Below are 24,485 nucleotides of genomic sequence, written 5' to 3' on the forward strand. Positions count from 1 at the left end.
GACCGACATCAATCAATCAGGCTTCGGCCTCGGCCGGGTTGGTGGCCTTGGCAGCGCCCCTGCGCCGGTGCAGCCACTCCTTGCTGCGCCGGATCAAGCCATCCACCAGCGTGAACACCACCGGGATCACCAGCAGGCTCAAGAAGGTGGATGTGATCAAGCCACCAATCACCACGATGGCCATCGGCGCCCGAAAGCTCGGGTCCACGCCAATGCCCAAGGCAATCGGCAACATGCCCGCCCCCATCGCGATCGTGGTCATGATGATGGGCTGGGCCCGCTTGCGGCACGCGTCCACCACCGCCTCCCAGCGCGACAAGCCATGCTCGTTGCGCGCGATCAGCACGTAGTCCACCAGCAGGATCGAGTTCTTGGTGGCAATGCCCATCAGCATGATCAAGCCGATCATGGAGGGCATCGACAAGGCCGTCTGCGTGATGTACAGGGCCACAAAAGCACCCGGGATGGACAGCACCAGCGCCATCAGGATGGTGACCGGCTGCACAAAGTCCTTGAACAATAGCACCAGCACCACGTAGATGCACAGCACGCCCGTGAGCATGGCCAGGCCAAAGCTGGCGAACAACTCGGCCATGGCTTCGGCATCGCCCACCGTGGTCTGCGTGATGCCGGGCGGCAGGTTCTGCAGGCTGGGCAAGGCCAGCGCTTTCTTCTCGACATCACCCAGCGGTTGCTGGTTCAGCTCGATCTCGAAGTTGATGTTGCGCTGGCGGTCGTAGCGGTCGATCTGGGCGGGGCCGCTGGCCATGGTCAGCGTGGCCACATTGCCCAAGGGCACGGGGCCACGCGCACCGGGCACGGGCAAGCGTGAGATCAGGTCCAGGTTGGTCTTGGCCTCGTCCGGCAGGCGCACCACCACGGGCACTTGCCGTTGCGACAGGTTCAGTTTGGGCAGGCCCTGCTCATAGTCGCCCAGGGTGGCAATGCGCAAGGTGTCGGCGATGGCGGTGGTGCTCACGCCCAGGTCGGCGGCCTTGGCGGCGTCGGGCCGCACGATCAACTCAGGCCGCACCAGGCTGGAAGTGGATGTGACATTGCCGATGCCGGGGATGGTGCGCAACTGGCGCTCGACCAGCGACGCATGCTCGGACAAGGCGCGGCCATCTTCACCGGCCAGCACCAGCACGTACTTCTCGGCCGAACCACCAAAGCCCACGTTCACACGCGCGCCCGGCAAAGCTTCCAGAGACGCGCGCAGTTGCTGCTCGATGTCCTGCTTGCTGATGCCGGGCCGATCCTGGCGGCGCGTCATGTTGATGGTGAGCGTGGCCTTGCGCACCTCGGCCGCGCCTTGCGGTGCGAAGGGATCACTGCCCGACGCGCCGCCACCAATGGCCGTGTAGACCAGCTTGACGTGCTCGTTCTTGATCACGATTTTGCGCGCCTCTTCGGCCAGCTTGTAGGTCTGCTCGAAGTTGCTGCCCGGCGGCAACGACAGCGACACCTGCGTTTGAGACAGGTCATCGGGCGGGATGAAGCCGGTGGGCAAACGCCCTGCCAGCATGAACGATCCCACCATGAAAACGGCCACCACCAGCAAGGTCAGGACGCGGTGCTTCAGGCACCAGCGCGCCCAGCCCAGGTACATGGTCATCCACTTGGGTTCGTGGTGATCGCCTTTGGGCGCCTTCAAAAAGTAGGCGGCCATCATGGGGGTCAGCATGCGCGCCACCACCAATGAGAAGAACACGGCAATCGCCGCCGTCCAGCCAAACTGCACGAAGAACTTGCCGGGCACGCCGCCCATGAAGGCCGTGGGCAGGAACACCGCGATCAGCGTGAAGGTGGTGGCGATCACGGCCATGCCGATCTCATCGGCGGCTTCGGTGGCCGCCTGCAAAGGCGTCTTGCCCATGCGCAGGTGGCGCATGATGTTCTCGATCTCGACGATGGCGTCGTCCACCAGGATGCCCACCACCAGCGACAGCGACAGCAGCGACACGGTGTTGACGCTGAAGCCCAGCAAGTTCATCACGCCGAAGGCCGGGATCACCGACAGAGGCAAGGCGGTGGCGGCCACCAAGGTGGCACGCCAATCGCGCAAAAACAGGAACACCACGATCACGGCCAGGATGGCGCCTTCGTACAGCAGCAGCATCGAGCCGTGGTAGTTCTCTTCCACCGGATCGACAAAGTTGAAGGCTTCGGTGATGACGATGTCGGGGTGCTTGGCTTTGACTTCTTCCAGCGCCGCACGGATGCCTTGCGCCACCTCCACTTCGCCCGCCTTGAGCGCACGCGTGAGCTCGAAGCCCACCACACGCTCGCCATTGAGCAGGGCCGCCGAGCGTTGCTCGGCCGTGGTATCGCTCACCTTGGCAATCTGGTCCAGGCGCACACGGCGGCCATCGGACAAGCTGATGTCCATGGCGGCCAGCTCGGTCGCCGATTGCACCGTGGCCACGGTGCGCACCGATTGCTCGGCGCCGCCCACGTCCACGCGACCGCCCGAGGCTTCTTGCTGGATGCTGCGCAACTGGCGCGACACATCGGCGGCGGACACGTTCAAAGCCAGCAGGCGAGCCGGGTCCAGCTCAACGCGCACCTCGCGGGTCACGCCGCCCACGCGCGCCACCGCGCCCACGCCCTTGACGGCCAGCATGCGTTTGGTCACGTCGTTGTCCACGAACCAGGACAGGGCCTCGTCGTCCATGCGCTTGGAGGCGACGGTGTAGGTCAGGATCGGCGCGCCCGACAGGTTCATCTTGGAGATGACCGGGTCGCGCAGATCACCGGGCAGGTCGGAGCGCACGCGCGAGACGGCATCGCGCACATCGTCCACGGCTTCCTGCGTGGGTTTTTCAAGGCGGAACTCGACCGTGATGATCACGCTGCCGTCTTGCACCTTGGTGTAGATGTGCTTGATGCCTTGCAAGGTGGCAATCGAATTCTCAAGCTTGCGCGCGACCTCGGTTTCCAACTGCGCAGGCGCCGCGCCCGGCAGGGACGCCGTCACCGTGACGGTGGGCAGGTCGATGTCGGGAAAGCTCTGAATCTTCATCCCCGAAAAGCCCATCAGGCCCACCACGGTGAGCATGATGAACAGCAGGATCGCGGGGATGGGGTTGCGGATCGACCAAGTTGAAACGTTCATGGCTGGCCTTTCACGACGCGCACGGTGTCACCGTCGGTCAGGAAACCCACGCCAGAGGCCACGACTTGCGTGTCGGCCTTCAGGCCTTGCGTGATCTCGATGCGGTCGGCCTGGCGGCGGCCCACGCTGACCTTGACCTGGCTGACCACGCCCTGCGCGTTCACCGTGAAAACGTAGCTGAAGCCATCGCGCAGCAAGACAGCGCTTTGCGGCAGCGACAAGCCGGTGGCCTGGCCGGTTTCAAAGCGCCCATTGGCGAACATGCCGGCGCGCGCGCCAGCGTTGACGGCGCTGGCAGGCAGGTCCACATAGACCAGGCCGTTGCGGGTGTTCGCATCCACGGTGGGCGCGACCATGCGCACCACGCCTTGCACGGTCGAGCCACCAGGTGGCGTGGCCCAGGCCGGCATGCCGGGCTTGATCTGCGACAGATCAGCCGAAGGCAGTTCAGCGCGCCACTCCAGGCGGCCTTGGCGAATCAGGCGGAACAGTTCAGCACCGGGTTGGGCCACCGAACCCACGGAGGCCACACGGGCCGAGATCACGCCGTCGTCGGGCGCCACCACATTGGTCTGGCGCAGGCGCAGCTCATCGGCGGCCAGGCGGGCTTTGAGTGATTCCATGCGGGCTTGCGCGGTGGCTTCGGCGGTGAGGTCGCGCTGCGCTTCTTGCGCACTGATGGCGCCGCTGCCACGCAGTGACCGCGAGCGGTCGGCGTTGCTCTTGGCCTCGGCCAGCAAGGCTTGCGCCTCGGCCAGGTTGGCGCGCGCCGTGTTGGCATCGGCCACCATCGCTTCACTTTGCAAGGTGGCCAGGCTCTGACCACGCTTGACGCGGTCGCCCACATTGACCAATACCGTGGCCACGCGCAGGCCCGACAGCTCGGCGCCGATGATGGCTTCCTGCCAGGCTGCGATCGAGCCATTGGCCGTGAGGGTGGAAGGCCATTGCGCCGATAGAGGCGAGACCACTTGCACGCTCAGGGCCGGCTTGACATGCTTGGACGCGGCCTTGTTGGCCTCGCCAGCAGGTGCATCAGCCTTGAAATGCCACCAAAGCCCGCCCGCCACCACCACGGCCGCAACCGCCACCCACTTGCCGTTATTTGCCAACCAGTTCGACATGCTTTTTCCTCTATTTTTTTAATCAGCTGGCCGCGGCGCGCACACCACGCTCGTGACCAACCAGGGCAACACCATAGCCCACCAGACGGCTCAAGACTTGGCGCACCGCCTCGTCACCATCCAGAAGGGCGGGCGCCAACACATTCATGAATTCACGCGACAAGCTGTAGTCGTGCACCATGGCCAACAATGCAAAGGCCAGGTGATGCAAGGCATCGTCGGGCCCGGTGGCCCCCACGTGCCGTGCCAGCAGCATCACCACCCGCTGGTGGTGCGGCTGGATGTACTGCGCAATGACTTCCTTGTAGGCCGCGCTGGGCTCCACCATCTCGCGCAGGTGCAACTTCATGCCGCGTTCGGCATGTTCATCAGCCACGCCATCCACCTTCATCGGGCACAAAAATGCCGTCATCAGTCGGCGCAAGGCTTCTTCCAAAGGCAAAGCCGGATCGTCGAAATGGGTCAACTCCGACGTCAAGGCCTCAATGGGGCGCAGCAGTACCGCCCGGTACAAACCGGCCTTGCCGCCAAAGTAATAGTGGATGGAGGCCACGTTGGCACCCGCCGCCTGGCAGATCTCACGGGTGGAGGCCTTGGCAAAACCTTTGTCGGCAAAGATGCGCAGGGCCTCCTGCAACAGGCGTTCGCGGGCCGGGGCACCGCGTTCCGGCACCCCCAGTTCACCAGAATCAAGCGCTTGATTGATTTTCATGCGAGCATGCTAACCCATCACGCTCACTCCAATTTCTCAGGTCCACATGCAGTTGATTCCTTGGGTTTACACCGGTCGGGAAGGGTTTGCTTTGCGAGGGTGGCACACGCCCCCCACGGGCAAACCGCTGTTGCACTTCATCCACGGCAACGGTTTTTGCGGCAGGGTGTACGAGCCCCTGCTGACCCTGCTGGCGCCCGAATTCGACCTGTGGCTGAGCGATGCGCAAGGCCACGGCGACAGCGACCCAGGCGGGCGCTTCGTGGGCTGGAACCGCAGTGCGGAGCTGGCCGTCGAGGCCTTCAAAGCACATCTATCCTTGTTCGAAGGCGTGCCCCGCCATGCGGTGGGCCACAGTTTTGGCGGCGTGCTGACCAGCCTGGCGGTGGCACAGCATCCTGGCTTGTTTGACCGCGCGGTGCTGTTGGACCCGGTGATCCTGCATCCCCAAGTGCTGTGGGCCGCGCAGATGGCCCAATGGACCGGGCTGGCCGGCCACAACGAGCTGGCACGCAAGGCCAGGGCCCGGAGAAGCCACTGGCCAGACCGCGACACCGCGCGCGAAGCGCTGGAAGGCCGGGGCGTGTATAAAAACTGGGCGGCGCCCGCCCTGCAGGCCTTCGTCGACCATGCCTTGCGCCCCTCGGCCGATGGCGGCGTTGAACTGAAATGCTCACCCGACCGGGAATCCGAGGTTTTCAGCTCGGTGGCTCATGGCCTGTGGACAGCCCTTAACCGGATCGAAACCCCGGTTCAGGTGATTCATGCCGAGCAAACGTTCCCATTCATCGCGGCGTCCGTGCAACAGTGGAAATCCATCAATCCACATGTCAGCGACATTCAAACGCCGGGCGGGCACTGCTTCATGCAGGAAACACCGGTTCAAACCGCCCAAATGTTGAAAAGATACTTGATCACACAGTTTCAGGGGATGGCCTGAATAATCCCGACTGTCGTATCATTTTCAAGATACGCCCCCCCCCTCGCGCCCATTGGGTCGAATGACGACGGTGCCCATGGCCACACAAGAAATACCCAGCAGCAGGAATGTCACGACCCCACCGGCCTTGAGCCACTGGTTGCGCGCCGCCTCTGACAAAAACCCCGACGGCATCGCCCTGGAGTATTCGGAAACTCGGCTGAGTTACGCGGTCTTGTCAAACAAGGTTCATCAGCAGGCTCAATTACTGCTCGCAGCCGGGCTGGTGCCCGGTGACCGCATCGCCATCGCCGCCACCCGGTCCGCCGACACCGTGATCGCCATCCTGGCCGCCGTTGAGGCGGGCGTGGCCTATGTGCCTTTGGACCTGAGCTACCCGGCCGACCGCTTGCAGGCCATGTTGACGGATGCGCAACCCCGGGTGGTGGTAGGTGAACCTGGCGCCTTGTCAGCCCTGCAAGCATTGGTCGGCCCCATGCCCAGCCTGCATGCAGTCGCGGCCCCACAGGGCATGCCCTACGCCGCCGCCAGTGACCTGGCTTACGTGCTGTTCACCTCGGGTTCCACCGGTCGGCCCAAAGGCGTGGCCATGGGCGACCTGCCCTTGCGCCACTTGATCCAGTGGCATGCGCAGCATCCCCGCCTGGGTCAAACAGCTCGCACCCTGCAGTTCGCGCCCTTGTCCTTCGATGTGCATTTTCAGGAGATCTTCTCGACCCTGGCGTGCGGCGGCACGCTGGTCTTGATACCCGACAGCCACCGGCGTGATCCGGCCTTGTTGCGCCAGGCCCTGCAAACGCAAGGCGTTGAGCGCATCTTTTTGCCCTATGTGGCCTTGCAGATGCTGGCCCAGGCCGATGAAGAGGCCCACGCAGAAGGCAAGCCACCGTTGGTCCTGCGCGAGGTGGTGAGTGCGGGCGAGCAATTGCAAGTCACCCCCACCATCCGAGCCCTGTTCGAGCGCCTGCCACAGGCGGCACTGCACAACCACTATGGCCCGACCGAAAGCCATGTGGTCACCGCCTTCGAGTTGACCGGCCCGCCGGCCTCCTGGCCCGGCATCCCGCCCATCGGCACGGCCTTGCCGCATGTCTTGGTGGCCTTGCGCGATCCCGAGACCGGCCTGCTCAGCGTGGGCGACACCGGCGAACTGCTGCTGGGTGGCGAAACATTGGCCCACGGCTATTTGGGCCAGGCCCAATTGAGTGCCGACCGCTTTCTGGACGGCCCCGCCGATCTGCCCGGCCGCTGGTACGCCACGGGCGACCTGGTCAGCCGCCATGGCGAGGGTGTGCTGACCTACCAAGGCCGCATTGACCAACAGCTCAAGGTGGACGGCTTCCGCATCGAACCCGGCGACATCGAGTTGGCCCTGATGGCCCACGAGTCCGTTCAAGACGCCGCCGTGACCGCACCCAACGTGCCCGGCTCGGGCCGCCAGTTGGTGGCCCACGTGGTGTTGCGCCCTGGCAGCCCGGCGCTGGCGCACATGCTGGGGCCGTGGCGGCAATGGCTGCGCGAGCGCCTGCCGGACTACATGATCCCCGTGCGCTTCATCGCGCTGGACAAGCTGCCCACCACGCCCAGCGGCAAGATCGACCGGCGCAGCCTGCCCTTGCCCGCCATCGAGCCGTCAGCCAGCGCTGACTTGTCCAGCTTGCCCGTGATCGACCGGCTGCGCAGCGTCTGGCAAGAACTGCTGGGCTTGAGCGACCTGGCCGACGACGCCAATGTGTTCGATGCTGGCGCCCGGTCGCTGCTGGTGATGCGCTTCGTGGGCCGCCTCAAGCAACTCGGTTTGAACCTGTCGGTGGCCGAGGTGTACGACCGACCCACCATCGCCGGCATGCGCGACAGCCTCGAAGGCGCGGCCGCACCGGTTCGGCGCCATGGGCCCACCAGCCCGCAAGACCACGACGGCATCGCCATCATCGGCATGTCGGTGCGGGCTGACAACGCCCATGACCTGGACACCTTCTGGGACAACCTGCTGGCCGACCGAGAAGGCATCCGCCGTTTCGCGCCGCACGAGTTGGACCCGTCGGTGCCGCAAGATCTGCGCAATCGCCCCAACTTCGTGGCCGCTCGTGGTGTGCTGGAAGACGCCGACCGCTTTGACGCGGCCTTCTTCGGCATCTCGGCGCGCGAAGCCACCGTGCTCGACCCCCAGCAGCGCCTGTTCCTGGAGCTGTGCTGGTCCGCACTTGAAAACGCCGCCATCGACCCGAGCCGAGGTCAGGACCGCATTGGCGTGTACGCGGGCAGTGCCAACAACACCTACCTGCCCGCCATGCGGCAGGAAGACCCCGAGCTGATCCAGCGCCACGGCGAGTTCGCCACCATGCTGGCCAGCGAGAAGGACTACGTGGCCACCCGCGCGGCCAACCGCCTCAACCTGCGCGGCCCGGCGGTGTCCATCCACACGGCGTGCTCGACATCGCTGGTGGCCATCACACAGGCCTGGCATGCCTTGGCGCAAGGCCAATGCGATGTGGCGCTGGCCGGTGGCGTGACCCTGGTCGTGCCGCAGATCAGCGGCTACCTGCACGTCGAAGGCAGCATGGAATCGGCCGATGGCCGCTGCCGCCCTTTCGATGCCGAAGCTTCGGGCACCGTGTTCGCCAGTGGCGGCGGCGTGGTCGTGCTCAAACGCCTGAAGCAGGCCCTGGCCGATGGCGACACGGTCTATGGCGTGATCAAGGGCGTCGGCCTGAACAACGATGGCGGCGACAAGGCCAGCTTCACCGCGCCCAGCGTCAGCGGTCAGGCCGAGGCCATCGCCATGGCGCTGGACCACGCGGGCGTCAATGCCCGCAGCATCGGCTACGTCGAGGCGCATGGCACCGGCACCTCGCTGGGCGACCCCATCGAGATCGCCGCCCTGAGCCGGGCCTGGTCCCGCGATACCGCTGACAAGCAGTTCTGCCAGCTCGGTTCCATCAAAGGCCACTTGGGCCACACGGTGGCGGCCGCTGGTGTGTTGGGCCTGATCAAGGCCACACTGTCGATGCACCGCGAAATCATCCCGGGCACGCTGCACTACCGCCAGCCCAACCCGCAGCTCGACCTGGCCAACACGCCCTTCAAGGTCCAGGCCGAGGCACGTGCCTGGCCGCGTGGCCCGCAGGTGCGTCGCGCGGCGGTCAGCTCGTTTGGCGTGGGCGGCACCAATGCCCACGTGGTGCTGGAAGAAGCGCCCGTGCAGGCGGTGACCGAAGACGAAGTGGCTGGCCGCTTGCACCTGCTGCCCTTGTCGGCCCGATCACCCCAGGCCGCGCTGCAGCGGGCCCAAGACCTGGCCAGCCACCTGGAGCGCCACCCGACCACACCCCTGTCCAGCCTGGTCGCCACCTTGACTCGTGGTCGCCAGCCCATGGCCCACCGCGTGGCCGTGGTGGCCAGCGATGCCGCCTCGGCCGTGGCCGCCCTGCGCGACCTGAAAGCCGCCAGCGCCGTCCCCAAGGCCAAACCCCGGGTGGTCTTCCTGTTCCCGGGCCAGGGCTCGCAGCATCCGGGCATGGCCCGTCAGTTGATGGATCAGGCCCCGGCCTTCCGCGAAGCCTTTGAACAATGCCTGGCCGTGGCACCAGCCGATCTGGCCGCCCAGCTGCGCACCTGGCTGGTCGAGGCCGAACCCAGTGATGCCGTGGCCGCCGCCAGCCTGGCCGAAACCCGGCACGCCCAGCCTGCGCTGTTCGCGGTGTCGTACTCATTGGCCGTTTGGCTGGACAGCTTGGGGATCAAGCCGCAGGCCATGATTGGCCACAGCATTGGCGAATACGCAGCGGCTTGCCATGCTGGCGTTTTGTCGCTGGCCGATGCCATGCGCGCCGTCATCGCCCGTGGCCAAGCCATGTTCGAGCAGCCGCCGGGCGCGATGCTGGCCGTGCGTGCCAGTGGCGATGTGGTCGGCCGCTTGCTGCCGGCGGGGGTCGAGCTGGCCGCCGCCAATGCCTCAACCTTGACGGTGGTGGCCGGTGGCTTTGATGACATCACCGCCTTCGCCACCCAGCTGGAAGCCCAGGACATCGGCACCACGCGCTTGAAGGTCTCGCACGCCTTCCACAGCGCCAGCATGGACGGCGCCTTGCCGCAGGTGGCGCAAGCGCTGGCCCGTGCCACCCTGAGCGCGCCCAGCATCCCGGTGTATTCGTGCATCAGCGGCGCGCCCGTGCTGGCCAGTGAAGCCACCGACCCGGCCTATTGGGCCCGGCAGGTGCGCGCCACCGTGCAGTTCAGCCGCGCGGTGCAAGCCGAGCTTGCCCAAGGTGACACGGTGTTTGTCGAGGTCGGCCCCAGTCAGGCCTTGACCGCTTTGCTGCGCCAACACCGCACGGCCGACAACACCGTGCCCCGCATCGTGGCCTTGCTGGGCCCCGCGCAAGACCCGGGCGCGCCCGCCACGCGTGCCTTGCAAGGCATCGGTGCCTTGTGGTGCGCGGGCGTCGACGTGGCCTGGCCCGTCTCTCGCCACGCCCGCCGGTGGCCCTTGCCCGCCTACCCCTTCCGGGGCGAGGTGCATTGGTTCAAACGCCGCACCGTGGCGCCTGTGGTGGCCACCGACACCCCCGTTCTTCTTCCTGCTTCGCCCGTTCCAGAGGATGTCCCGCCCATGAGCCGCCTACCCCGCCTTGAACAGGAACTCACCCGCATCCTCATGGAGGTCTCGGGCATCCCCGCCGAGTCCGTGCACCGCGACGCCACCTTTGTCGACCAGGGGCTGGATTCGCTGTCACTGACCCAGGCCACGCTGGAACTGGAGCGCGTGTTCGGCGTCAAGCTGCGCTTTCGCCGCCTGCTGGAAGACCTGGACACCGTGGCCAAGCTGGGCGAGTTTCTCGATGCCCAACTGCCTGCCGACAAATTTGCGTCGGCGCCCGTGGCCGCGCCGGTGGCGGCCGCGCAGCCCATGGTCCAGGCGGTGTTCGCCAACACCTTCGCGCCAGTCCAGGGCGATGCCGTCCATCAACTGATCCAGCAGCAGATGCAGTTGATGGCCCAGCAACTGGCCCTGCTGTCTGGTCAAGGCGTGATGAGCGCGCCTGTGCTGGTTCAGACCAGTGCACCTGCACCGGCGGCCGCTTTGACCGCGCTGGACCAGCCCTCCAAAACATCCCTGCTTGAAAAGCCCTTTGGCGCCTCGGCCCGCATCACGCTGAACGCGCAGACCGACTTCACGCCCGCCCAGCGCCAATGGCTGGACGACTTCATCACACGCTACAACGCCCGCACTGGCCAGTCCAAGGCCTTCAGCCAGAAGCACCGCAAGGTCATGGCCGACCCGCGCGTGGTCACCGGCTTCAACACGCTGTGGAAAGACCTGGTCTACCCCATCGTGGCCGACCGCTCCAAGGGCGCTCGCGTGTGGGACATCGATGGCAACGAGTACATCGACCTGCTGTCTTGCTTTGGCGCCAACCTGCTGGGCTACCAACCCGACAGCGTGATTCAGGCCATGAAAGACCAGTTGGACCTGGGCATCGAAGTCGGGCCGCAACACCCCATGGCGGCCGAGGTGGCCGAGCTGATCTCCGAGTTCACGGGCATGGAGCGGGTGGCCTTTTGCAATACCGGCTCGGAAGCCGTGATGGGCGCCATGCGCATCGCACGCACGGTGACGGGCCGCAAGACGATCGCCATCTTCACCAACTCGTACCACGGCATCTTTGACGAAGTCATCGTGCGCGGCACCAAGCAACTGCGTTCGCTGTCGGCCGCGCCGGGCATCCTGGCCAACGCTGTCGAAAACATCCTGGTGCTGGACTACGACAGTGAAGACTCGCTGAAAGTTTTGCGCGATCGCGGCCATGAACTGGCCGCGATCATGATCGAGCCCATCCAGAACAAGTACCCCACCTTGCAACCGCGCGCCTTCGTGCAATCGCTGCGACAGATCGCCGACAAGGCCGGTTGCGCGCTGATCTTCGACGAGGTCGTCACCGGCTTCAGGCTGGCCCCCGGCGGCGCACAAGAGTTCTACGGCGTGCGCTCCGACATCTCCACCTACGGCAAGATCATCGGCGGCGGCCTGCCCTTTGCCGCCATCGCGGGCGGGTCGGCCTGGCTGGACGCGCTGGACGGTGGCCACTGGCAATACGGCGATGACTCCTACCCCGAAGCGGGCGTCACCTACTTCGCAGGCACCTTTGTGCGCCACCCGCTGGCCCTGGCCGCCGCGCGCGCTTCACTGCTGCACCTCAAGCAGGGCGGACGCCAGCTGTACGCCACGCTCAACGGCCGCACGCAGAGTTTGGTCGATCGATTGAACAGCGCGTTTGCGTCTCGCGGCGCGCCGGTCAAGGCCGTGCACTGCGCCTCGCTGTGGCGCCTGACCTGGGACGACAACCAGAAGTACGTCAGCCTGTTTTACTACCTGCTGCGCTTTCATGGCCTGCACCTGTACGAGCAGTTCGGCCACTTCGTCACCGAGGCCATGGGCGATGCCGAGCTGGACCGCATCTTCACCGTGTTCACCCAATCGCTTGATGAGTTGATGGCCCTGGGCTTCATCGCGCCGCGCGAGGGCAGCACGCCACCGCCCGAGCGCGCAGCCCTGCCCAACCCCGCCCCCTTGACGCCCGGCCAGACCGAGCGTTGGCTGGCCGCCAGCTTCGACGCCAACGCGCGCATCGCGCTCAACGAATCCTTCTGCCTGAGCCTGCAAGGCGATGTCCACGAAACCGCGCTGGAAGCCGCCTTGCAAGACGTGCTGCAACGCCACGAAGCCTTCCGCATCCACTTCGATGCGACCGAGCCGCTGCAGATCCTGGACGAACGCCACCAGCCCAGCATTGCCCGCGTCGACCTGCGCGGCCAAGCCGATGCGGCCCAAGCGCTGGACGCTTTCTGCGAGCAAGCCAGCCGCCAGGATCTCGCCCTGAGCGAAGCGCCTTTGGCCCGCGTGAGCCTGCTGCACTTGAGCGATGGCCGCGTGGTCGTGCACCTCGTGGCCAGCCACCTGGTGTTTGACGGCTGGGCCTCCAGCGTGATGCTGGCCGACCTGGCCACCGCCTACCGCGCCCGCAGCCTGGGCCTGAGCCCCACCTGGCCCGTCGCCGCCGAATCGCCGCGCCGCTTTGCCATCGACGAGCAAGCCCGTTGGGAGGGCCCCCAAGGTCAGGAAGATCTGGCCTTCTGGCGCCAGGCTTTGAGCCACGCCCCCCAGCCCATGAGCCTGGGCGACCGCACACCCCCAACGCCACGCCGCTTTGACGGCGACACCCTCCGGGCTCAAATCGATGGCCCGGTGTTGGCCGCGCTGCAAGCCAAGGCCCGCCATAACAAAGCCACCTTGTTCCAGGTCATGCTGGCCGCCGTGAGCATGCTGATCCAGCGGCGCAGCGGGCAAGATGACTTCGTGGTGTCCATCCCCTATGCCAGCCAAAGCCTGGCACGCCACGCGCCCCTGATCGCCGACGGCGTGCTCGACCTGCCCTTGCGTTTGCAATGCCAGGCGGGCCAAAGCTTCGAGGCCGTTCTCGGCCACGCCCGCAACAGTTTGATGGACGCGCTGGAACACCCCTTGGCCACCCAAGGCAGCGTGGCCCGCGCCATTGGCCGGCCCAGCATTGGCAGCCGCCCACCGCTGACCGGCGTGTTCTTCAACCTGAACCCGCGCGTGGACCTGAGCGGCTTTGCGCCTTTGCAAGCGCAGATGCACGAAGGGCGCAAGCTGGGCCTGCTCAGCGAAGTCATCTTCAACTTCTATGAGACACCGCAGGCCCTGACGCTGGACCTGCACCACAGCACCGAGTTCTTCAGCCCGCAACGGGCCGCCGAACTTGTCGCCGACCTGCAAGCACTGTTGAGCGAGATCACGCAAACAAGTGGCGCACCGGCAACCGCGTCACCCGCCGCCTCGCTCAGCCCCCAAGACCTGGCGCGCCTGCAAGCCTTCAACGCCACCAACACCGCCTATGAGACCGGCCTGCGCCTGGGCGACCTCATCAGCCGCAGCGCCCAACAGCACCCCCACGCCATCGCCGTTCGCTTTGAAGGCCAGGACATCAGCTACGCCCAGCTCAACCAGCAAGCCTGGGCCCTGGCCCACCGCCTGCGCGCTCAAGGCGTGGTGCCCGGCACCCTGGTTGGCGTCTGCCTGGAGCGCAGCATCGAACTGGTCGCCGCCCTGGTCGGCGTGGTCTACAGCGGCGGCGCCTACGTGCCGCTCGATCCGGCCTACCCCAACGAGCGCCTGGCCCACATGTGCGAAGACGCGTCCATGAACGTCATCGTCACGCGCCAGGCCGAATGGGCCAAGGCGGGCTCGGCCTTCCCGGCCTCGGCCTACATCCTGCGCGTGGACGAACCCGCACAAAGCACCACGCACGACATCGCAACAACAGGCCCGCTGGTCGGCACACCACAAGACCCGGCCTACGTCATCTTCACCTCGGGCTCGACAGGCCGGCCCAAGGGCGCCATGAACGCGCACCAGGGCATCGTCAACCGGCTGCAATGGATGCAGCAGGAATACCAACTCACCGAGCAAGACCGCGTCATCCAGAAAACGCCCTACAGCTTCGATGTGTCGGTCTGGGAGTTCTTTTGGCCACTGATGACCGGCGCCACCGTGGTCGTGGCCAAGCCCGATGGGCACCGCGACGCCAGCTACTTGGCCGGCCTGATCCGCCAGGAGCGGGTCACCGTGCTGCACTTCGTGCCCTCCATGCTGCACCTCTTTTTGGAAGAACCCGGCTTGGACCAGTGCACCTCGGTGCGGCAAGTGCTGTGCTCGGGCGAAGCCCTGCCCATCGATGCCGTCGATCGCTTCTTCGAGTGCCTGCCGCACGCCCAGTTGGGCAACCTGTATGGCCCGACCGAGGCCGCCGTTGACGTGACCTGGTGGGCTTGCCGCCCCAACGATCCGCGCCGCATCGTGCCGATTGGCCGCCCCATCGCCAACACGCGCATGCACGTGCTGGACGAGCAACTGCGCCTGCTGCCGGTGGGCGCCGAAGGCGAGCTCTACATCGGCGGCGTCCAGGTCGGCATGGGCTACGTGGCCCGCCCCGACCTCACCGCCGAGCGCTTCCTGCCCGACCCCTTCAACCCCGGTGGCCGCCTGTACAAAACGGGCGACGTGGGCCGCTGGCTGGATGACGGCGCCATCGAGTACCTGGGCCGGGCCGACCACCAGGTCAAGGTCCGCGGCAACCGCATTGAGCTGGGCGAAATCGAAACGCAACTGGCCAGCCACGCCCAAGTCAAGCGCTGCGTGGTCGTGGCCCGCGAGTTCGGGCCCGGCGATGTGCGCCTGGTCGCCTACATCGTGCCCCAAGGCACGCCGCCCGATGCGGCCCAGGTCAAGGCCCACCTGTCGGCCCAATTGCCGGAGTACATGCTGCCGCAGCACACGGTCATCCTGGACACGATCCCGCTGCTGCCCAACGGCAAGATCGACCGCAAGGCCCTGCCCGCACCCGCCGAAACCAAGGCCACGCTCAGCGCGCTGGCCCAAGCCCCGCGCAACGAGCTGGAGCAGGCCATCGCCCAGGCCATGCAGACCATGCTCAAAGTGCCCCAAGTCAGCATTGACGACGACTTCTTCGCGCTGGGTGGCCACTCACTGCTGGCCGCCCGCGTGATCGGGCAACTCAACAAGCAACTGGGCTTGCAGCTGACTTTGCGCAGTTTGTTCGAAGCGCCCACGGTCGCCAAGCTGGCCAGCGCCATCGAGCAACAAAGCGGCGCAGCCAACCCCGCCGCCCAACGCGCGCCCATCGTGCACCGAGCCCAGCAAGGCACGGCACCCTTGACCCTGATGCAAGAGCGCATCCGCTTCATTGAAGAGTTGCAACCCGGCCGCGTGGTCTACAACGCGCCCTCGGCCCACCGCCTCACTGGCCCCATGGACCTGGCCGCCTTCGACCGCGCCTTTCAAGAGATGGTGCGCCGACAACCGGCCTTGCGCACCTCCATCGTGCGCGAAGGCGACCACCACATCCAGAGGACCTTTGATCACATCGATGTCAGCCTGCTGCCGCTGGAAGACTTGAGCCACCTGAGTGGCGCCGCGCAAGAGGCGTTGCTGGCCCAGCGCCTGGACGCGCTCACCGCCGAGACCTTCGACCTCGGCCAGGCGCCCTTGCTCAAGATGCGCCTGTTCAAGCTGAGCGATCAGCAGCACGCCTTGTTCTTCATGACCCACCACGTGCTGTGGGATGGCTGGTCTTTCGACATCCTTTACACCGAGATTTCGGCGCTGTACGAGGCCTTCCTCAAAGGCGAAACCCCCTCGCTGCCCGCGCCCACCATCACCTACGGCGACTATGCCCAATGGCACACCGAGTGGCTGCAAAGCCAGGAGCTCTCAGACCAGGTCGCCTACTGGACCAAGCAGTTCGCCACCGGCCCCTTGCCCAAGGCGCCCGTGGGCGACGTGCCCCGGCAACTGGCCACCAGTGGCCTGGGCTCGACCGAGTGGATGCACATGGACAGCACCCTCGTCGAGCAAGTCCGCGAGGTCGCCAAGCAAACCGGCAGCACGGTCAGCATCGTCATGCTCTCGGTTTACGCGGCCTTGATGTCGCAATGGCTGGGCGACAGCCACCCGGCCATCGGCATGCCCGTGCGCGGGCGCACCGCCGCCGAGCTCGAAGGCCTCATGGGCTTCTTCAACAACATGCTGCCCATCCGCCTGGCGGTCAACACCACCCTGAGCTGCACCGACTGGATCAAGTCCGTGCGCCAGACCATGGTCGACGCCTTTGCCAGCCAGGACGCACCGTTCGAAGTGCTCGCGCGCGACCTAGATGGTCAGCGCGCCGGTGCGGCCACGCGCCTGTACCAGGTCATGTTCTCCTTCCAGGATGCCCGCCAGCGCCAGACCCATTGGGGCCCGCTGGCCCACGAGCGCATCCCGCTGCTGCAAAAGGGCGCCACCGAAGACCTGAACCTGTGGATGGTTGAGATCCCCGGCGGCATCGAAGGCGGCCTGCAGTACAACGCCGAGCTCTTCCAGCCCGCCACCGTGGCCGCACTGCGCGACCGCTTCCTGCGCCTGCTGAGTGAGCTCGCCAGCGATCCACGCCAGCCCGTTCGCCAGTTGCTGGCCACCAGCCCGACCGATCAGGATCAGCTCAAGCGCTTGAGCCAGGCGGCCTTGCCCAGGCAGGACGCCGCGCCTGACATCGTCGAGGCGCTGATCGCCCACATCAAGGCCCAACCAGGCCGACCCGCGTTGCGCCTGGGTGATCAAAGCCTGAGCCTGGGCGAGTTGGGTCTGCGCCTGGATCAACTCGAAGGGCTGCTGCGCCCTCACCTGACTGGCGCACGCGACACCGTGGTGGTCCACACCACCGACCCCTTGATCAGGCTGCTGGCGGGCGTGGCAGCGCTGCGTTGCGAAGCGCAAGTGCTGCTGGGCGCGCCCCTGCCCAGCCATGCCAACCACGCCGTGTTCGTCAGCGACCAGCGACCGCCCCCTGGCACGGCACCCTGGGTGGACACGAACACCTTGCCCGGCGCGCACATCAACGCCAGCCCCACGGAAGTAACCACACCCACCATCGCCGTGAACAAGGCGACCTTGTCCAGCCTGTGCGCCGCCCTGGCCGGCCACACGCAGGTGTTGCCCTCCGACCAAGTCATGGTGCTGGACGACCCGGCCACCGCGCCCTCCATGCTGCTCCAGGCCCTGCAAACCTGGGCGGCCCAAGCCTGCCTGGTCGTCGTGCCTGCGCCCCAGGCCCAGGACGGCCTGCACCTCATCAAGCTCATCAAGACGCAATCCATCGGCCAACTGGAAGCACCCGCCAACACCTGGCGGCGCATCCTGGCCGCCCGCCAAGGCGCCACGCTCTCGCTGACCGCCTGGCTGCAAGCCACCGAATCGACGCCCGACTTGGTCAAGGCCTTGCTCGAGGCGGGCTGCACCGTGCTGTCCTGCCACCGCCCTGCCCCCTTGGGCCTGCCGGTCACCGCCGACCTGCTGACCGGCCGACGCGATTCTGGTGTGATGGGCCGCCCCTTGCTCGACGGCGTCCTGTCCATCGTGGACGAACAACATCAAACCCTGCTGCCGGTTGGCGCCGCCGGCCACCTGCAACTGACGCTGGGCAAGGCGGTGATCCACACCGGCGTTCCGGCACGCTGGCGCAACGACGGCCGACTGCAAAGCCTGGACGAGCAGATCGAACCCACGGGCACCCGCCGCGCGGCCTCGGCCAACCCGGGCACCCCCACCGAGCAACTCATCGCCAAGGTCTGGGAAGACATCCTGGGTTTGAAGAACATCAGCCTTCACGACAACTTCTTTGACCTGGGCGGCACCTCATTGCAAGTCATGCAAGCCGTTCAAAAAATAGAACAAGCCCTGGGCAAACGCATCTCTCCGCAGCGCTATGTGTTTGACACCCTGTCCCAACTGGCCATGGTCTACAACGCTGACGCGGACCAGGCGGCCCACCACACCACCGCCGCGCCGCCTGCCACGGCCACCTCAGGCAGCCTGATGCAACGCATCGTCGGACTGGTCAGGCGCGCATGAACACCCAAGAAGGCATGAACATCTCGGTCAGCTCGTTCGGATCCCCCTCTCGCCTGTGCATGGGCGTGGTTCAGAAAGCCAGTGCCGAGGTCCCAAAACGCGGGGCCTTTGTGCTGTGCCGCCCGCTGGGCCAAGAGGCCACGCGCACCGCGGCCATGTACCGCGTGCTGTCAGAACGGCTGGCGCGCCAGGGCTGCGACGTGCTTCGCTTTGACTACCACGGCACCGCCGACTCGCCCGGCGAAGAGCAAGACCAATCCCTGAGCGACTGGGTCGAAGACACCCTCGCCGCGCACACGCAACTGCAGGCCAACAGCCCCGGCCCCATCCGCTGGTTCGGCATGGGCCTGGGCGCCAACCTGGCCTTGCGAGCCTCGGCCCGCACCGACACCGTGCCCAGCCACCTGGTGCTGTGGGAGCCCATCATCGACGGGCTCGCCTACCTCCAAAGCCTGTGCGACGGGCACCGCGCCGAGCTGTCGCGCGAGTTTGGCCACCCCTGGGATCAATTGCTGAGGCAAGGCCGCGTGACTGAACCCCAAGCGCCTGGCGATGTGCTGGGCTTTGCCATGGGCCCGCGCCTGGTGGCCGAGCTGACCGAGATCCGCGAGCTGCCCCTGGCGCCCGCCCTGCGCCGAGGCATGACCCTGACCTGCGCGCTGCATGCCGAACAGCGCCAGGCCCTGCCGCCCATCAGCAGCGAGCGCCTGCACCTGCACACCGTCGAGACCCGCACCAACTGGCTGTCCAGCCAAGCCCTGGGCACGGCCATCGTGCCACCCGACGCCTTGCGCCTCATGCTGGCCGCACTTGACTGAGCCATGACCGAAGAACACTCCCTGATCCTGGGCGCCGAGCAACACATCGTCGCCACCCTGACCCAAGCTTCACCGGGCAGCCCGACGCAGAACTGGTGCGCCGTGCTGACCAACTCGGGCGTCATCCCCCGCTCCGGCCCGCACCGCATGAACGTGCACCTGGCCAGGCACTTCGCTCGCATGGGCATCCCCAGCATCCGCTTCGACATGAGCGGCCTGGGCGACAGCCGCCGCGCGACCGGCTCGCTGCCCATGGTCGAGCAATGGGTGGCCGACACGCGCGCCGCCATGGACGAGGCCCAAGCCCGCCTGGGCTGCGATCGCTTCTTCATGGTGGGCTTTTGCTCGGGCGCGGAGGTGGCCCACCTCACCGCCCTGGCCGATGCGCGCCTGCGCGGTGCCGTGCTGTGGGATTTCTATGCTTTCCCGACGCGGCTGTCCAAGCTCTACAAACTGGCGTATCGGCTGCGCCGTGCGGGTGTCAAAGGGATTGCGCGGCGGTTCATCGCAAAGGTCCGCCCACCAACCACGGCCGCCAGCCATGGCGAGAGCAGCGCCCGCGCCCCCGTCAATGCCTACGAAAGCCTGACCTCGGCCCCCGTCACCTCGCGCGAGGAATACACACAGCGCTTTCGCACATTGGTGGGCCAAGGCGTGGAGCTGTTCTTTTACTACAGCGGCGGCGAACCCGAGTGGTACGCCTACCGGGGCCAGTTCCACGACATGTTCAAAGGCGAGGCCTTCGTGCAAGGCGTGGCCTTCGAGCAACTGGCCTTGAGCGACCACCTGCTCACCCGCCAGCCTGCCCAGCAAGCCTTCATCCAGGACGTTAACCGCTGGCTGAAAGAGCGCCTGCTCAGTCGAGGGCTGAAGCCCTAAACCTGTTTGCCAATCGCCTTGGCAAACAGGGTGCGGTACCAGCCGCGCCGCTGCTCGCCGATCTGAGCCATGGCCCAGGTCGTGGCCAAAACTCCGGCCAGGATCAGGGCATAGACACCCCAACCCACGCTGCTGAAGCCCAAGGCCCGGGCCAACACCAGCAGCGTGAAGTGGATCAGGTAAAAAGTGAAGGTGTAGCCTGCCAGCTTGCGGATCACCAAGCCAGCCGCCTTGCCAAAGTCAAGCCGGCAACTGGCGCAGCCGATTAAGAAGACCGCGAAAAGCACCGCCACCACATAGTCCGACAACACATGAACGGTCGATCCACGGTTGAACGGCACAGGCAACAGCGTGCTGAACATCGCGTACAGCCGCTGAGAGGCCTCGTCGGTGACGCCACGCCAGCCGCTGGTCAAAAACAGGCCATAGCCCACCAGCGCCAAAGCCATCAAGCCAAACGCGGCCCCTTGCCGAACACGCAGCCGATCCAACTGGCGGCACAACAAAACCCCAAGCCACCAGGTGGGCAACAGCAACCAAATGCGTGGCCCCATGACCATCAACACCAGCGCCGACACCACCCAACGCGTGCGCCCACTCAAAAACGTGACACAGCCAAACAACACGTAGTACCAGACCTCGTAGCCCAATGACCAATACGGCGCCACGGTGAACGGGTAGATGGCACCGAACCAGGTTTCACCCAGAAAGAGCCAATGCAAGGGCAGGTACAGCCACAGTTTGGGATACTGCCAAGTCGGCTCGTACTGGCTGACATCGAAGTGCATGCCGACGTGGTCCACCGCGAGCGCGAATAAAACCGCCGGCAAGGCCACCGAGTAAACCCGAGACAGCCGGGCTATCGCGTATTGCCGCGCTGTGCCATTGCTGGACTGAGTCGTGTAAGCGATCACCAGCCCCGAGATCACGAAGAAGGCCGTGACCGCGTCGTCGGCCGAACGGTGCCACTGGATGATCACGTCAGCGGGCGCAACGCCCAAACCGGCCGAGTGGCCAATGAAAACCGCCAGAGCGGCCAGGATTCGGCTCAACTCCAGCCAAATGGACAAAGTCGGATTCATGGTCAGCCGATCAATCCACCATGCCCAGCGAACGGCGAATGCGCGACCTCGCCCGCCAAATGTTCGACTTGGCCGAATCACGCCAATCCACACCGCCCACGGGTGTGGGCGACAGGCCCAAGGGCCGCATCAAACCGCGCCACTGGTGATTGAACTGCAAGGCATTGAGCTGCCCGTAAGTGCGCGGCGTGTTGAAAATGATCGACATCGAGATCGACACGTCTTCGCTGCCATTGCGCACATAGTGCCCCGCCATGAACGGGATGTGCAAGCCATTGCCCGGCCTGAAGTCAAAGCGCTGGGCATGGACATCCTTGTCGGGCGACCAGGGCAGCTTGGTGTTGACGTAAGCCGCGTAGGCCTCGCGGTCGGCATCGGCCACCACCTTGGGCTCCCACGATGGGAAGATCACCATCTCCTTGCTGCCTCGAAACTGCATCAGCATGGTCGAGTTGCGATCGATGTGAAACGGTGTGTGGCTGTTGGGCGAGGCGATGAACAGGTACAGCCTGGGCGCGATCAACAGGCCCGGCCGGTCGCCCATCTGCTGGCGCAGCAAAAATTCGACGTCTGCGCTCAGCTCGCGGAACAACGAGCCAAACGAATCGTGCACCTGCGGCGAGCGCACCATGATGTATGAATCTGACGTGCGGATCGACTCGATGGTCTCCTCCAGAGACAGGCCATTGCGCTGCTGCACCGAGGCATTCTCAAAGTCGTCCCCGTTTTTGAGCAGCCCCTTGGAGTACTTGACATGGTCAGAAGGCAAGGCGGGGATGGCAACACGCAGGTTCTCCATGCTCAAGGCCGGGTGGCCGACCAGTTTGTGCTGGAACATGAACGGCTGAGTGTCCATCAAGGATGCATCACAGGATTCGTCGAAACATTTCAACACTGAGTTGCTCTTTCTGCCGATGCCACCAAGGGGCCAATCATAGCGTTCGGCCATCAAGTGCAACTCACCAGTTTTCGGGGCCACGCGCCATGCTTAGGCCGGCTCCGATTACCATCCACGCCATGGTAGTCGCCCCCAGCATTGTCTCCCTGCCATCGCCAAACCACGCCGACATCGCCCTTTGGCTCATCGACCTGGATGCCCATCCAGAGTGGTGTGATGCGCCCTGGCTCAGCATCAGCGAGCAGGATCGGGCCAGTCGTTTTCGCTTTGACCTGCATGCCCGGCGCTACCGAGCCAGCCACGCTGCACTGCGCCTGATCCTGGGACAGGCCATGGGCCTTGATCCCAGCACCCTTGAATTCACCGAGGGCACGCACGGCAAACCACGGTTGTTGAACATCAACGCCCCTTGCTTCAACATGAGCCACAGCGCAGGCTGGGCCTTGGTGGGCCTGTGCCCGAATCACCCCATCGGGGTCGATATTGAACTCATCGCACCGATGGCTGATGCGCCCCTGCTGGCTCAGAAGAACTTCAGCGCCAGTGAGTACGCGGTTTTCCTGGCCACCCCACCTGATCAGCAGTTGCAAGCATTTTTCCGATGCTGGACCCGCAAAGAGGCCTGCCTGAAAGCCCTGGGCAGCGGCCTGTCCATTGAGCCCCATGAGTTCGAGGCTGGACTGGGCAGCTTGCTCCAGCGCACTTTCATCGCCATCGACGGCCAGGCCTGCGCCATGACGGTCAGCAGCATCGATCTGCCCATCCCGGCCATGGCGGCTTTCGCCAAATTGGCGGACGCCAACAGCCCTTTGGCAATGTGACAGACCTGCTGCGGGCGGAAAAAAGCCTGTAGGATTTCACGCCGCGCGGATCGCGGTGAATTCCGACGGAACAGGCTGCGCTGACTGCCGATACTGATGGCCTACAGCCATCACCGGGGTTCTCACCATGATCAATATCCGCAAAGGCCAGACCGGCGAACCCCTGACACGCGAAGTCTTCCACGAGCGATTCATGGTGCGCTACATGGACCCGGCCTACGGCACTGAGCTGGAGGCCATCGCCCGGCTTGAGGACATCGCGTGGGAATCCTACACAGAGGGCCGAAAAGAGCCCATCACACGCCCCGCTGGCCCCGGTTTTGCCGACCCAAGTTACGAGGTGTCGGTGCAATGGCTGGACACCCGCCAGAAGCTGAAAGACGCCCAAGCACAATGGGGCGATCCGGCCAACCCATCCCGCGTGCTGGTCATCGCGGGTGGTGCGCGCAACGACGGCACCTGCCCGGGAGAAATGTCCAAAACCTGGCGCATGACCAACTGGGTCCGCGAAATCGTGCAGGCCGCAGGTGCCCATGCCGACGTGCTGGACCTGAGCCTGATCACCAGCGAATACGGCCGAGCCATCCATCCCTGCAAAGGCTGTGTCGGCACCGCCATGCCCTTGTGCCATTGGCCCTGTAGCTGCTACCCCAATCACGCGCTGGACCAGGCCGAAGACTGGATGGCGGAAATCTACGAGCGCTGGGTGTCCGCGCATGGCGTCATCATCCTGACCCCCACCTATTGGTACCAATCGCCCAGCCCGCTCAAATTGATGATCGACCGCCTGGTGTGCGCGGACGGCGGCAACCCCGACCCTTCTAGCACTCACGGCAAGAAGGTCGCCGAGGCCAAGCAGATTGAAAAAGACGGCTGGGATTTCCCCAAGCACTTGTCCGGCCGCGTTTACGGCTTGGTGGTGCATGGGGATGTGGCCGGCATCGAATCGCAGCGCCGCAACCTGGGCGACTGGCTGGATTGGATGGGCCTGATCGACGCCGGCAAGCAGTCCACGCTGGACCGCTACGTGGGCTACTACGAGCCGTACTGGAACAGCCACGACGCCCTGGACAAGGACACAGCGCTGCAAGAGGAAGTTCGCAACGTGGCCCGTGCGGTTTTGAATGCCGTGGGTGAGTTGCGCGCCGGGCGCCTGAGCCAGCCCGACCATGCGCTGAACACGCCCAGGGCGAAATAGATAGACTTGCCCGACCTCATCCACCACTCACAGGAGAGACGCCATGACCGACAAGACCGCCAACGTTCATTGGGAAGGCCGGGGCAAGGAAGGCCTGGGCCAGATCAGCACCCCGCAGACCCAGGCCTTGACCGACTACCCCTACGGCTTTGCCAGCCGGTTTGGTGACGACCGCAGTGGCACCAACCCGGAAGAACTGCTGGGCGCCGCCCACGCTGCCTGCTTCACCATGGCGTTCTCATTCGCCTGCGACAAGGCCGGATTTGCCACGGCCAAGGTCGACACCCAGGCCAACGTTCACCTCAAAGCCCAGGGTGACGGCTTCCTGATCGACCGCATTGCCTTGCAGTTGACCGCGGTGGTGCCAGGGCTGGATGAAGAGGCCTTCCAGAAAATTGCACAAGCGGC

The 24,485-nt window shown here is 65.4% G+C and carries 12 protein-coding genes; 7 read left to right on the forward strand and 5 right to left on the reverse strand.

Translation table 11 applies throughout. The features are described 5' to 3' along the window. Positions 1-16: 16 nt before the first annotated feature. The 3 genes from H7225_RS00660 to H7225_RS00670 are packed head-to-tail and all read right to left on the reverse strand — an operon-like array spanning position 17 to position 4,951. Entirely contained in the window at positions 17-3,115 is a 3,099-nt protein-coding gene (locus tag H7225_RS00660) for an efflux RND transporter permease subunit (RefSeq protein WP_290658584.1), read from the reverse strand. Continuing rightward, entirely contained in the window at positions 3,112-4,239 is a 1,128-nt protein-coding gene (locus tag H7225_RS00665) for an efflux RND transporter periplasmic adaptor subunit (protein ID WP_290658586.1), read from the reverse strand. Before H7225_RS00665 ends, H7225_RS00660 begins: the two co-directional genes overlap by 4 nt. 22 nt (positions 4,240-4,261) lie before the next feature. Beyond that, positions 4,262-4,951 (reverse strand): CerR family C-terminal domain-containing protein, encoded by a 690-nt coding sequence (locus H7225_RS00670; RefSeq protein ID WP_290658588.1) that lies wholly within the window; start codon positions 4,949-4,951, stop codon positions 4,262-4,264. Positions 4,952-4,997: 46 nt separating this feature from the next. Between H7225_RS00670 and H7225_RS00675 the strand changes: the two genes are divergently transcribed. The 4 genes from H7225_RS00675 to H7225_RS00690 all read left to right on the forward strand — a co-directional run bounded on the left by H7225_RS00675 (position 4,998) and on the right by H7225_RS00690 (position 20,078). Further along, complete coding sequence (locus tag H7225_RS00675; protein ID WP_290658590.1) at positions 4,998-5,891, forward strand: alpha/beta hydrolase; 894 nt, start codon at positions 4,998-5,000, stop codon at positions 5,889-5,891. 127 nt (positions 5,892-6,018) lie between these two features. Continuing rightward, positions 6,019-18,381 (forward strand): non-ribosomal peptide synthetase/type I polyketide synthase, encoded by a 12,363-nt coding sequence (locus H7225_RS00680; RefSeq protein ID WP_290658592.1) that lies wholly within the window; start codon positions 6,019-6,021, stop codon positions 18,379-18,381. Beyond that, positions 18,378-19,199: an alpha/beta hydrolase gene (locus H7225_RS00685; protein ID WP_290658594.1), complete on the forward strand. Its 822-nt coding sequence runs from the start codon at positions 18,378-18,380 to the stop codon at positions 19,197-19,199. The genes H7225_RS00680 and H7225_RS00685 overlap by 4 nt, the downstream gene beginning before the upstream one ends. 3 nt (positions 19,200-19,202) lie before the next feature. Then, complete coding sequence (locus H7225_RS00690) at positions 19,203-20,078, forward strand: alpha/beta hydrolase (protein WP_290658595.1); 876 nt, start codon at positions 19,203-19,205, stop codon at positions 20,076-20,078. Here H7225_RS00690 and H7225_RS00695 read toward each other — a convergent pair. Together H7225_RS00695 and H7225_RS00700 are read right to left on the reverse strand one after the other, a co-directional pair. Then, a complete protein-coding gene (locus tag H7225_RS00695; protein ID WP_290658596.1) occupies positions 20,075-21,160 on the reverse strand; it encodes an acyltransferase family protein in 1,086 nt (361 codons plus the stop codon). The genes H7225_RS00690 and H7225_RS00695 overlap by 4 nt on opposite strands. 10 nt (positions 21,161-21,170) lie before the next feature. Further along, a complete protein-coding gene (locus tag H7225_RS00700; RefSeq protein WP_290658610.1) occupies positions 21,171-21,998 on the reverse strand; it encodes a cupin-like domain-containing protein in 828 nt (275 codons plus the stop codon). 179 nt (positions 21,999-22,177) lie between these two features. On the opposite strand from H7225_RS00700, the gene H7225_RS00705 reads away from it, so the two are divergent. The 3 genes from H7225_RS00705 to H7225_RS00715 all read left to right on the forward strand — a co-directional run. Next, entirely contained in the window at positions 22,178-22,879 is a 702-nt protein-coding gene (locus tag H7225_RS00705; RefSeq protein WP_290658611.1) for a 4'-phosphopantetheinyl transferase superfamily protein, read from the forward strand. Between the two features lie 127 nt (positions 22,880-23,006). After that, the gene (locus tag H7225_RS00710) at positions 23,007-24,077 is read left to right on the forward strand and encodes a flavodoxin family protein (protein WP_290658612.1); all 1,071 of its coding nucleotides are present in this window, start codon (positions 23,007-23,009) and stop codon (positions 24,075-24,077) included. A 43-nt stretch (positions 24,078-24,120) separates the two neighbouring features. Continuing rightward, positions 24,121-24,485 (forward strand): OsmC family peroxiredoxin (locus tag H7225_RS00715; RefSeq protein WP_290658614.1); only part of this gene is annotated, 365 nt, incomplete at its 3' end.

The organism is Aquabacterium sp., assembly GCF_014378415.1.
Classification (GTDB): Bacteria; Pseudomonadota; Gammaproteobacteria; order Burkholderiales; family Burkholderiaceae_C; genus Aquabacterium.

Bases quoted from the DNA above. Each gene is read 5' to 3' on its own strand.
- H7225_RS00665 (WP_290658586.1), bottom strand. From the start codon at position 4,239: ATGTCGAACTGGTTGGCAAATAACGGCAAGTGGGTGGCGGTTGCGGCC.
- H7225_RS00695 (WP_290658596.1), bottom strand. From the start codon at position 21,160: ATGAATCCGACTTTGTCCATTTGGCTGGAGTTGAGCCGAATCCTGGCC.
- H7225_RS00660 (WP_290658584.1), bottom strand. From the start codon at position 3,115: ATGAACGTTTCAACTTGGTCGATCCGCAACCCCATCCCCGCGATCCTG.
- H7225_RS00670 (WP_290658588.1), bottom strand. From the start codon at position 4,951: ATGAAAATCAATCAAGCGCTTGATTCTGGTGAACTGGGGGTGCCGGAA.
- H7225_RS00710 (WP_290658612.1), top strand. From the start codon at position 23,007: ATGATCAATATCCGCAAAGGCCAGACCGGCGAACCCCTGACACGCGAA.
- H7225_RS00700 (WP_290658610.1), bottom strand. From the start codon at position 21,998: ATGTTCCAGCACAAACTGGTCGGCCACCCGGCCTTGAGCATGGAGAAC.
- H7225_RS00675 (WP_290658590.1), top strand. From the start codon at position 4,998: ATGCAGTTGATTCCTTGGGTTTACACCGGTCGGGAAGGGTTTGCTTTG.
- H7225_RS00705 (WP_290658611.1), top strand. From the start codon at position 22,178: ATGGTAGTCGCCCCCAGCATTGTCTCCCTGCCATCGCCAAACCACGCC.
- H7225_RS00685 (WP_290658594.1), top strand. From the start codon at position 18,378: ATGAACACCCAAGAAGGCATGAACATCTCGGTCAGCTCGTTCGGATCC.
- H7225_RS00690 (WP_290658595.1), top strand. From the start codon at position 19,203: ATGACCGAAGAACACTCCCTGATCCTGGGCGCCGAGCAACACATCGTC.